Origin of the sequence: Malaciobacter halophilus (assembly GCF_002837275.1) — a bacterium.
In the GTDB taxonomy this organism is placed as follows: domain Bacteria; phylum Campylobacterota; class Campylobacteria; order Campylobacterales; family Arcobacteraceae; genus Malaciobacter; species Malaciobacter halophilus.
Genome location: NZ_NXIF01000092.1, coordinates 1 through 10,523, shown reverse-complemented (window position 1 = coordinate 10,523; position 10,523 = coordinate 1). Strand labels below are relative to the sequence as shown.

Here is a 10,523-nt window from a genome sequence, read left to right as displayed (position 1 = left end):
TATATGTTAATTTATATTATTTAACTATACGAAATATAATGTTTGTTATATTTTCTTTAGTTTAACTGTAAGACACTTTAGTAAAATTTCGAAAAAGGTAATAATATGGAAATTTATGAAAGAATTAATCAAATATTAAAAGAAAAAAAACTCACAAAAAAAGAGTTTGCAGCAAGACTTTTGGCTGTAAATCCAAAAGTTAATAGATTAGGTGAGGCACCATCTGTGTCTTCAATTTATGCTTATTTAAATGGAACATCATCAATTAAAGCTGATTTTATTCCATATATAGCAGAAGCATTAAATGTAGCAGAGCAAGAGTTATTTGAAGACAATTCAAATAGTAGAAGTAGATATTTAAAGTATATATTAAAAGACTTGTCAAAAAATGAACTTGAATTAATCAAAAATAGAATTGAAGATTTATGCCATTGGGAACAAGCAATGACTAAACAAGTTGAAAAAATTTATACATATAAAACAAATAAAGATAAAATTGATGAATTAATATCACTACTTCCTTATATGCCAGATGCATTATATGATAATGTAGTAAAAAAAGTAAGAGAGATAAAAGATTTTACTGATAGCTACTAATGATTAAGGAAGAATTGTAAAATCTTATATCCTGCAGCTGCTGCGAATATAGTTCCTAAAACATTTAATACTATATTTGCAACAGCAATTATAAAAGAACTTTGAAGTAAAAAGAATGTCTCAATAGCAAAAGTTGAATATGTAGTTAGTGCTCCTAAAAAACCTGTAGTAAGAAATAGTTTTAAATTATCACTTAAATTATAGTGAGCAAAAATGGCAAAGACTAAACCTATTAAAAAACTTCCTAAAATATTTACAAATAAAATTCCTAAAGGAAACTCTAAAGGTATATACTTATTTGTTAAATGTACAGCATAAGCTCTAACAATAGCTCCTAAGAATCCTCCTATCCCTATTGCTAAAGCAGCATGCCAATTAAAGCTCATTTTTTAACTCTTGTTTTAAAACTTCATTCATTTTTAATTCTGTTTGTTTAAACCAATCCGTGTCTTTTGAAGCTTGAACAGGTTCTAAATAGATTACTTTTACAATTCCAGGATTACATGTAAGTTTTTTTGAATCTAATATATCTCTTGTATTTAGCATTACAACAGGTTGTACTCTTAATTTCAATTTATCTGCTACCATTTTAGCACCACTTTTAAAAGGAAGCATTGATTTACCATCTGTTCTTGTACCTTCTGGAAAAATAGCAATTGGTCTTCCTTTTGATAGTCTATCTTTTGATTCTCTTAAAAGTTTAACAAGCCCTGCTTTATTCTCTCTATCAATAGATATCATTCTTGGAGCTTTTATTATATGTCCAAAAAAAGGTAAATCAGTTATCTCTTTTTTTGCAACCCAAGCTAAATTTCTTGAATGAATATACTCCATAACAATAATATCAAGAAGACTTTGATGATTCATTATTACCATATCACATGATTCATCAAGCTCTCCTACTTGCTCTAATTTTATTCCAAGAAAAAATACTTGAAATTTCATCCATATTTTTATTACTTTATGAGTATGGTTTCTAAATGTATACATAAAAAATATTGTTATTGCAACTGTTATTGAAAATTGTATTACTACTAAAAGTGCTCTAATTCTTGACAAATCTATCTTCCTTTACCCATCCAATTACTTTATTATTATCATTTGTAAACATGATTTTTATAAACTCTTCTTTCTTATTTAAAACTTCCACTTGTCTTGGCATTTTTAACTGATAAAAAATAGTTGATTTATTTGTTGGTAAAATATATATCATAGTTTTATCTTTTAAAACTGCTTGTCTATTTGGCATTAGATAGATTATTGATATAATTATTAAAATAAGTATAATTGCTAAATAGATATATTTTCTTTTCCAAATAAATAGTATAATAAATAAAAGAAGTAAAGCTAATAATGCTACTTTTTTATATAATTCAAAATTTGAATTACTAGGGTTCAAATCTGTTTGAGTACTAACTAATTCATTTTCCAATTCTAAAGGTATTGATATAGTTTTAAAACTATTAGTTGTAGTGTTAAAGTATGTAAAAGTTAATCTCTTTTTATGAATAGGAGCAACTACATAATATAACAAATGCTGATTGGGATACTCATCTTCTATACTTGAGATACCTTGGTCTTTTGAAAACTCATTTAAATAAAAATCTTCTAAATTTGAGTACTTAGCATCTATATCAATAATTGTTAGCAACTCTTTATTATTATACTGTTTTGTTTTATGTGTATTTAAAACTAGCTCTTTTGCAATTACATTGGAGAAACTATTATCTCCTTTTGCCAATTTTGAAAACATTATCTCTTTTGGTTTTAAATAAGCAAAGTCTATAAGTTGTTCATCTTTATAAAGTAATACTTGAAAAGTAGGCATTATAAAATCTTCTTCATAAGCTTTGAAATAGTATCTATTTTCAAAACTATTATTATCTACTGCCATCCAAGCTTGTTCAGGGTTTAAAACATTCATATTTTTTGAGTCAACAAATCTTGTTTCAATTTTATCAAAATTTTCTGTCGTAATTAAAGCTTTTATAGTGATTTCGAATCTTTGATTTTTATAAATATGTTCTGGAAATTCTAAATATGATAAATATAAGTTTTTTGAAGTAGGTAAGGTAGCAACATTCTCTTCATTTAAATAATCAAGTCCAGTTGCTTGATTAAAACTTTCATCTTCAATTTGCGTATTTAATTGTTTATGTATATCTTCTTGAAAAACTGACTTCTCTTCTTTTACAAAATTAACATTTGCAAAACAGATTTGAATAATTAGTAGTATAAATAGTATTATTTTCATATAAACTCTTTAAAATAAAGTAGTAGATATAGTATCTACTACTTAAAATTATTTTAAAAAACCTTGTAGCATTTTAACACCATCATCTCCACCTAATAGCTTCTCTATAGCTCTTTCTGGATGAGGCATTAAACCAAATACATTTTTTTGTTTATTACAAACACCTGCAATTTGAGACACAGAACCATTTAAGTTCTTTTCATTTCCATCTTTATCGCAATATTTTAATAAAATTTGATTATTTGCTTCTAGCTCTTTTAACTCTACTTCATCAATAAAATAGTTTCCATCATGATGAGCAACTGGAATATTTACAATATCTCCTACATTAAACTCTTGTAGAAAACTGTTATCATTGTTGATTATTTTCAAATGGTTATATTTAGAAATAAAGTGTAAAGAGTCATTTCTTTTCATAGCTCCTGGAAGTAATCCAGCCTCTAATAAAATTTGGAACCCATTACAAATACCTAAAACTTTTCCACCTTTTGAAGCATACTCTTGAACCGCATCCATAATATTTGCAAATCTTGCAATTGCGCCACTTCTTAAATAATCTCCATAAGAGAATCCTCCAGGGATTACTAAAAGCTCTGTATTTTGAGGTAAAGTAGTATCTTTATGCCAAATAATCTCTACATTACAACCAAGTTTTTCAAAGGCATACTTTGTATCATATTCACAATTTGTTCCTGGAAATTGTAATACTGTAACATTCATCATTCTTAACCTACAATTTCTATATCATAATCTTCAATTACTGTATTAGCAAGAAGTTTTTCACACATATTTGTAACTTCGGCTCTTGCTTCTTCTTCATTTGAAGAGTTAAGTTCAATTATAATTTGTTTACCAATTCTTACATCTTTAACTATTTGTTTAAAACCTAATGTATCTAATGCATGATGTGTTGCTTTACCTTGGTCATCTAAAACACCTTGTTTTAATGCTACATTTACGATTGCTTTCAAGTTATATCTCCCTAATTATTTATTTAAAATTCTATTTAATACTTGTTCATAAGCAAGTTTAAGTCCACCTTGCCCTTGTCTAAATCTATCTTTATCTAGTGATTCGCCAGATTCAACATCCCAAAATCTACAGTTATCAGGACTTAGTTCATCAATTAAAATTATATTTCCATCTTTATCTTTTCCAAACTCCAATTTAAAATCAACTAGTTTTAAACCTCTTTCAAAAAAGTATGGTTTTAAAATCTCATTAATTTGTCTTGCAACTCTTCTAATTTTATCTAGCTCATCTTGGTGTTGTACTAGTCCTAAAATTAATGCATGCTGGTCATTTATTTTTGGATCACCTAATTCATCATTTTTATAATCAAACTCAACTAATGTAAATGGTAATACTTTTCCATTTTCAATCCCTAAGTTTTTACTTAATGAACCTGTTGCTATATTTCTTACAATTACTTCAATTTTTATTACATCACAAGATTTATGAAGCATATTATTTTCATCTAACATCTTAACAAAGTGAGTTGGAATACCTTTTTCATTTAAAAGCTTAAAAAGTGCACTAGAGATTTGATTATTTAATGCTCCTTTTCCTTCTTCACTAGACTTCTTTTCTCCATTGAAAGCTGTTAAATCATCTTTAAACTCTGAAATCAAAAACTCTTTATCTTCAGTTTTCCAAATCTTTTTTGCTTTACCTTCATACAAAAGTTCTGTCTTGCTCATCTTTTCCCTTCTATTTCATAATTATTAAACTTCTCAAAATATTGATTGCAGAATTTAATTGATTATCATTGTTGATGTCTTCTTTTGTGATAATCATTTCATCTTTTTCAACAGATTCCTCTTTCTTTTTCTTATTTTCAACTTTTTGCAACTCTCCTTCTAAATGCTTTTTCAAATCAGCTTCTTTAATTTGAAATTCATTTGACGATTCACTAACTGTTTTACCTGGATAAACAGTAATATCAGGAGTAATTCCTTTAGCCTGAATTGTTCTACCACTTGGTAAATAGTATTTTGCAATTGTTAATTTTATATTTTCACTTCTATCTTTAACAATTGGAAGAACTGCTTGAACAGAACCTTTACCAAATGTTTTTTCTCCTACAACAACTGCTCTTTTATGGTCTTGTAAAGCACCACTTACAATCTCACTAGCACTTGCACTTCCACCATTAACTAAAACTACCATTGGAACATCAGTTAATGTATTTGTATATTTTGCATAATATTTCTCTTCATCAGTTGCATCTCTACCTTTTTGTGAAACAATTACACCTGAATCTACAAAAATATCTGTAACTGAAATAGCTTGACTTAAAAGACCACCTGGATTATTTCTTAAATCTAAAATAATTCCTTTTATTTTTGAGTGCTTTTTAATTGCAGTTTTTAATTTTTCTGTAACTTTTTTATCAAAACTTGAAATTCTTAAATATAATAAATCATCATCAATTGCTTTTGAAAAAACCGATTGTATTTTTATAATATCTCTTGTAATTGTGATTTTAATAGGTTTATTATTACCTTTTCTAACTACTGTTAAATCTATATCTGTTTTAGGTTTCCCTCTCATTAGACCAACAGCATCATTTAAAGTCATATTAAGTGTTGATTTATCATCAATTTTTAAAATAATATCCCCTGATTTTACTCCTGCTTTATATGCAGGTGTATCATCTATTGGTGAGATAACAGTTAATGCACCATCTCTCATCCCAACTGTAATACCTAAACCACCAAACTCTCCGTTTGTTTGAATAGACATCTCTTTTGAAGATTTTTTATCTAAAAATGTTGAGTGAGCATCTAGCTCTTGCATTAAACCTTTAATTGCTTTATTTACAATCTCCTGAAGCTTAACATCATCAACATAGTACTTCTCAACTGTACCAATAACTTGTGTTAGTTTAGTTAATGATTCGAATCTACTTTGCGTTAACTCTTCTTTTTGCTCTTTTGAAAATAGCGCTTGTGAAAACACTAAAGCAAAAGATGAAGCCAATAGAAATTTCTTCATTATTAACCTTTTCATTTGTATAAGAGTTGTATTATATTCAATTTTTTATAAAAGTAAGGTTTTATGAAAATTTTTGTAACATAATGACTAATTTTTGAAAAGGAAATTTATGAGTTTAAAAGAGAATGTGGATTTTGTAAAAAATGAACTAAATAGTGAAGAGAAATTTCTTGAAAGCTTCGTAAAAGTAGAGAGATTTTACAAGAAAAATAAAACACTATTAATTGCAGCTATTACAATCATAGTTATAGCAGTTATCGGTCTTAGTGTAAAAAACTATCTTGACGAACAAAATAAAATTAAAGCAAATATTGCATTTAATAAAATCTTAAATGATGTGGATAATAAAGAAGCATTAAAAACTTTAGAAGAAACAAATAAAAAACTATACAATATGGCTTTATACTTAAAAGCTAAACAAACTGGTGAATCAACTAATGTTGATGTACTATTTTTTAATAGTTTAAGTAAATATCAAAACGCATTAAAAGAGCAAAATCTTAATAAACTAAATGATGTTTCTATGGATAGTAACTTTTTACTTAAAGAGTTTGCACTTTTTAATAAAGCTCTAATTGAAGCTAAAGATGGAAAATTTGAAGATGCAAAAGTTACATTAAAGCTTATTCCAAAAGAGTCAAAAGCATATGAATTAGTGAGAATATTAAATCACTATTTACTTACAAAATAGAAGGAAAAATCTATGAAATATTTCTTAATACTACTTACTTCACTTTTTATTTTTACTGGTTGTTCTAGTAAAAAATATTTTGAAGTTGAAGACACTTTAGGTGATTATGAATCAAACAGTGCCCAATTAAGTGATGATATTAAATCATTTAATAAAGTTGGTGCAACTTTAGATAATGGTGAAATTATTACAAAAAAAGGTGTTTCAAACTTTAAGCTTCCAGAAGGTTTTGAGTTTATTAACTTAAGTGAAGACACTGTAATCTCAACTAACTATTTAGGTAAAATACTGCTAAATAAAACAGAACATGAATTTTCTACAGGTGTAGTTGCAGCATCATTAAATAATAATATTTTATCTCTTGTTTTCATGGATAATTCAATTGCTCTTTATGACATAAATAGCAAAAAAATCTTAATGAAAGAGTATTACTCAAAATCATTAGCAAATGATACAAGAATTGCAAATCCATACTATATGGGAAGCTTAATTCTATTTCCAACTTTAGATGGAAAAGTAATTGTTGTTTCTGCAAAAACAAAAAAAGTTATTAGAACTATTGTAGTTGATGCTGATAGTAAATTTAATAATATTATTTTTCTAGATGTTGTAAATGATACTTTAATAGCTGCAAGTTCAAATAAAATAGTATCAGTTGGAGCAGGTGTTGTAAACTTAAAACAGTACAATATTAGAGATATTATAGCACATGAGCAAGATATTTATATAGCAACAATTGATGGACAAATTATAAAAACAGATATCTCTTTGAATATTCAAGATAGAAGAAAATATAAATATGCTAAGTTTTATGCTTTAGCTTATGGAACTTCTTTATATGCTCTTGAATCTCAAGGATATTTAATCAACATAAGTAATGATTTTAAAACTGATAAAATCTATGATTTCTCTTTTGATAATGAAAAAAAAGTTATTGCAATTGATGATATAATTTATCACAATGACGAATACTTCATCGTAAAATAATCTACAATAAAATAATATTCTATATCTTTTCTTTAGTGAAAAGATTATAGAATAGCTCTAATACATAAAAAGGTTAGAGCTTGAAAAATAAAAACTTCAATTTTAATTTTTACTCAATAAATAATAAAATTGAACTCATAGGAGAACTAAATAAATCTACTTTAGTTCCATTAGTAAACTATATAAAAAAAAATAAAATATCTACTTTAGAGCTTAAAAATTTAACTTCAATAGACTCTTGTTCAATAATATATCTAATCTCTTTAGAAAAAGAAGGTATTAAACTAAACAATATAGATAAATTCAAAACTTTATATGAACATTATAAAAAATACTATCTTGATAAAATTGAAAATAATAAGCAAAAAGATAACTCTTTTATAGAAGTTATTGGAAAAAATACATTTGAAAACTATAAAGAGATAAAACAGTTTATTAATTTCTTAGGAAAACTCTCTTATTACTTTATTTTTTCACTTTTTAATCCAAAAAAAATTAGATTTAAAGAGATGCTTAAATATATAGATGCCTCGGCAATTAGTGCTTTATCAATTATAACTCTAACCTCTTTTTTAGTAGGTATAGTAATAGCCTACCAAGGGGCAGTTCAACTTGAAAAATTTGGTGCAAATATATTCATTGTTGAGATGATTTGCATTACCATGTTTAGAGAAATAGCACCTCTTTTAACAGCAATAGTTATAGCTGGACGAACAGCTAGCTCTTATACTGCACAAATTGGAGCAATGAAAATCACAGAAGAGATTGATGCCATGAAAACAATGGCGTTTGAACCAATGATTTTTCTAACACTACCTAGAGTCTTTGCTTTATTTATAGCTCTTCCTTTACTAGTATTTTTTGCAGATATTATTGCAGTTGGTTCTGGAATGATAGTTGCATATATTGATTTAAATATTACATATACAGAGTTTATAAATAGAATGTATGAAGAAGTTGAAGTAAGACATTTAATAATTGGTATTGTTAAATCTATCTTTTTTGGAGTAGCAATTGCTGTAATTGGTTGTTATAGAGGATTTCAAGTAAAAAATAATACTACTAGTATTGGAAAATATACTACAATAAGTGTTGTAAATGCAATTTTCACAGTAATTGCTTTGAATGCAATTTTTTCTGTAATTTTAACTGAAAGTGGTTTATAATGAATATCATAGAGATTAATAACCTAACAACAAAATTTAACAATAGAGTTATTCATGATAATATAAGTTTTAATATAAAAAAGAATGAAATATTTGGAATTTTAGGAGGGAGTGGTTCTGGAAAAACAACAATTGTTAAACAAATTGTAATGCTTCAAAAAATTCAAGAAGGAGAAATAAAACTTCTTAATAAAAATCTAAATAACTTAACTTTAAAAGAAGAAGAAAGGTTAAAACTTCAATTCTCATATTTATTTCAGTTTGGTGCATTATACTCATTTTTATCAGTAATTGAAAATATTGAAGTTATATTAAAAGAGTATACTAAACTTCCAAAAGATTTAATAAATAAAATTGCATTAACAACTTTAAATATGGTTGGATTAGAACCAAATACAGCCAATTTATACCCTTCTGAATTAAGTGGAGGAATGAAAAAAAGAGTTGCTTTAGCAAGGGCAATTGCAAGTGAACCAAAAATTCTTTTTTTAGATGAGCCAACAAGTGGACTAGACCCTCAAAGTACAATTGAGTTTAATAAACTAATAAAAAAATTAAGCCAAACACTAAATTTAACAGTAATTATTATTACACATGATTTAGATACAATTAAATCTACACTTGATAGATTTATTATTTTAAAAGATTCTAAAATTCACTTTTATGGAACAATAAATGAGGCTTTAAATAGTAAAGATGAAGTAACAAAAAATTTTTTAACATTAAAGGATAGTTATGCAAACTAAAGTTAATTTCTTCAAAATTGGAGTTTTTGTAATAACTTTATTTACTCTGCTACTTTTTTTTATTTTTTGGCTAGGGAAATATGCCTTTGTAGCTTCAAAACCAGATAGTTATACTATATATATAAAAGAGTCAGTCTCTGGGCTAAATATTGATTCTCCGGTAAAATTTAAGGGAGTAGAAGTAGGAAGTGTACAAAATATAAAAATCAATCCAAAAAATTCAGAAGAGATACAAGTAGATATTATAGTAAAACACAAAACTCCAATAAAAGAGGATAATTTTGCAACTTTAGGAACACTTGGTTTAACTGGTTTAAAATATATTGAATTAAAAGGAGGAAGTAAAAACTCCTCTTTACTTAAAGAAAATAAAGATGGTAAAAAAATCATCAAATCAAAAATCTCTGTTTTAACAAACTTAGAAAATTCAAGTGAAGATATTTCTAAACAACTATCACTTTTATTAATACAAACAAGAAAACTATTTAATGAAAAAAATTTACATAATTTTCAAGAACTTTTAAATGCAAGTAAAAACACTGCGATAAATAGTGATAAAATTACAAAATATATTCTAAATAAAGAGAAACAACTCACTAATATATTAAATAATATAAACTCTTTATCAATCTCTAGTAAAAGCTCTTTTGATACAATGAAAGAGTCTGCAATTATAGTAAAACTCTCTGCTGCAAAAGTGATGGAATTATCTAAAAAAGTAGTACAAGAGATGGAAAAAGGAAGTTTTGATATAAAAAGTATCTCAAAAAATAGTTTAGAGAATTTAAATAGTGTTCTACTTCAGCTTGAAGATACTTTAATAAAAAGTGAAGAGTTAATCGAACAACTAAAACAAAATCCAAGTGATATTATTTTCAAAAAAGAGAAAATAGAATTTGGTCCAGGAGAATAGATGAAAAATATTTTTTTATTACTTATTTTAACAATCTTTTTTACAGCTTGTAGTATTAAAAGCACTACTTTTAATACAAATAAATATTTATTAAAAAACTACAATTTTTATAAAAGTAAAAAGAGTTTTGATAACTCACTTTATATTAATTCAATTAAAGTAAATAAAGTTT

Annotated in this window: 13 protein-coding genes; 6 read left to right on the top strand and 7 right to left on the bottom strand. The window is 25.9% G+C overall.

Annotation, left to right across the window (positions count from 1 at the left end):
• The first annotated feature begins 105 nt into the window (after positions 1-105).
• Positions 106-597, top strand: a complete 492-nt coding sequence (locus CP960_RS13470) for a helix-turn-helix domain-containing protein (RefSeq protein ID WP_101185976.1) — start codon at positions 106-108, stop codon at positions 595-597.
• On the opposite strand, the gene crcB is transcribed toward CP960_RS13470, so the two are convergent.
• The 7 genes from crcB to CP960_RS13435 are packed head-to-tail and all read right to left on the bottom strand — an operon-like array spanning position 594 to position 5,848.
• Positions 594-983 carry a fluoride efflux transporter CrcB gene (crcB, locus tag CP960_RS13465; protein ID WP_101185975.1) on the bottom strand — a complete coding sequence of 130 codons (390 nt, stop codon included), beginning with the start codon at positions 981-983 and terminating at the stop codon, positions 594-596. The two genes, CP960_RS13470 and crcB, sit on opposite strands and share 4 nt — an antisense overlap.
• Positions 973-1,656 carry a lysophospholipid acyltransferase family protein gene (locus CP960_RS13460; RefSeq protein ID WP_101185974.1) on the bottom strand — a complete coding sequence of 228 codons (684 nt, stop codon included), beginning with the start codon at positions 1,654-1,656 and terminating at the stop codon, positions 973-975. Before CP960_RS13460 ends, crcB begins: the two co-directional genes overlap by 11 nt.
• Complete coding sequence (locus CP960_RS13455) at positions 1,643-2,851, bottom strand: hypothetical protein (RefSeq protein ID WP_101185973.1); 1,209 nt, start codon at positions 2,849-2,851, stop codon at positions 1,643-1,645. The genes CP960_RS13460 and CP960_RS13455 overlap by 14 nt, the downstream gene beginning before the upstream one ends.
• Before the next feature lie 48 nt (positions 2,852-2,899).
• On the bottom strand, positions 2,900-3,571 hold the full coding sequence (purQ, locus tag CP960_RS13450; RefSeq protein WP_101185978.1) for a phosphoribosylformylglycinamidine synthase I: 672 nt from the start codon (positions 3,569-3,571) through the stop codon (positions 2,900-2,902).
• Positions 3,572-3,576: 5 nt separating this feature from the next.
• Positions 3,577-3,822: a phosphoribosylformylglycinamidine synthase subunit PurS gene (purS, locus tag CP960_RS13445; RefSeq protein ID WP_101185972.1), complete on the bottom strand. Its 246-nt coding sequence runs from the start codon at positions 3,820-3,822 to the stop codon at positions 3,577-3,579.
• A gap of 15 nt (positions 3,823-3,837) precedes the next feature.
• Positions 3,838-4,551, bottom strand: coding sequence for a phosphoribosylaminoimidazolesuccinocarboxamide synthase (gene purC, locus CP960_RS13440; protein ID WP_101185971.1), 714 nt, complete (start codon positions 4,549-4,551; stop codon positions 3,838-3,840).
• A 10-nt stretch (positions 4,552-4,561) separates the two neighbouring features.
• The gene (locus CP960_RS13435) at positions 4,562-5,848 is read right to left on the bottom strand and encodes a S41 family peptidase (protein ID WP_162919052.1); all 1,287 of its coding nucleotides are present in this window, start codon (positions 5,846-5,848) and stop codon (positions 4,562-4,564) included.
• 109 nt (positions 5,849-5,957) lie between these two features.
• Between CP960_RS13435 and CP960_RS13430 the strand changes: the two genes are divergently transcribed.
• The 5 genes from CP960_RS13430 to CP960_RS13410 all read left to right on the top strand — a co-directional run bounded on the left by CP960_RS13430 (position 5,958) and on the right by CP960_RS13410 (position 10,351).
• On the top strand, positions 5,958-6,539 hold the full coding sequence (locus CP960_RS13430; RefSeq protein ID WP_101185970.1) for a hypothetical protein: 582 nt from the start codon (positions 5,958-5,960) through the stop codon (positions 6,537-6,539).
• A gap of 12 nt (positions 6,540-6,551) precedes the next feature.
• The gene (locus CP960_RS13425) at positions 6,552-7,526 is read left to right on the top strand and encodes a PQQ-binding-like beta-propeller repeat protein (RefSeq protein ID WP_101185969.1); all 975 of its coding nucleotides are present in this window, start codon (positions 6,552-6,554) and stop codon (positions 7,524-7,526) included.
• Positions 7,527-7,606: 80 nt separating this feature from the next.
• On the top strand, positions 7,607-8,692 hold the full coding sequence (locus CP960_RS13420; RefSeq protein WP_101185968.1) for an MlaE family ABC transporter permease: 1,086 nt from the start codon (positions 7,607-7,609) through the stop codon (positions 8,690-8,692).
• Positions 8,692-9,438: an ABC transporter ATP-binding protein gene (locus tag CP960_RS13415; protein WP_101185967.1), complete on the top strand. Its 747-nt coding sequence runs from the start codon at positions 8,692-8,694 to the stop codon at positions 9,436-9,438. Before CP960_RS13420 ends, CP960_RS13415 begins: the two co-directional genes overlap by 1 nt.
• Positions 9,428-10,351, top strand: coding sequence for an MlaD family protein (locus CP960_RS13410; protein ID WP_101185966.1), 924 nt, complete (start codon positions 9,428-9,430; stop codon positions 10,349-10,351). Before CP960_RS13415 ends, CP960_RS13410 begins: the two co-directional genes overlap by 11 nt.
• The last annotated feature ends 172 nt before the right edge of the window (positions 10,352-10,523 follow it).

Bases quoted from the DNA above. Each gene is read 5' to 3' on its own strand.
- purQ (WP_101185978.1), bottom strand. From the start codon at position 3,571: ATGAATGTTACAGTATTACAATTTCCAGGAACAAATTGTGAATATGAT.
- CP960_RS13415 (WP_101185967.1), top strand. From the start codon at position 8,692: ATGAATATCATAGAGATTAATAACCTAACAACAAAATTTAACAATAGA.
- CP960_RS13455 (WP_101185973.1), bottom strand. From the start codon at position 2,851: ATGAAAATAATACTATTTATACTACTAATTATTCAAATCTGTTTTGCA.
- CP960_RS13435 (WP_162919052.1), bottom strand. From the start codon at position 5,848: ATGAAGAAATTTCTATTGGCTTCATCTTTTGCTTTAGTGTTTTCACAA.
- CP960_RS13430 (WP_101185970.1), top strand. From the start codon at position 5,958: ATGAGTTTAAAAGAGAATGTGGATTTTGTAAAAAATGAACTAAATAGT.
- purC (WP_101185971.1), bottom strand. From the start codon at position 4,551: ATGAGCAAGACAGAACTTTTGTATGAAGGTAAAGCAAAAAAGATTTGG.
- CP960_RS13410 (WP_101185966.1), top strand. From the start codon at position 9,428: ATGCAAACTAAAGTTAATTTCTTCAAAATTGGAGTTTTTGTAATAACT.
- crcB (WP_101185975.1), bottom strand. From the start codon at position 983: ATGAGCTTTAATTGGCATGCTGCTTTAGCAATAGGGATAGGAGGATTC.
- CP960_RS13470 (WP_101185976.1), top strand. From the start codon at position 106: ATGGAAATTTATGAAAGAATTAATCAAATATTAAAAGAAAAAAAACTC.
- CP960_RS13425 (WP_101185969.1), top strand. From the start codon at position 6,552: ATGAAATATTTCTTAATACTACTTACTTCACTTTTTATTTTTACTGGT.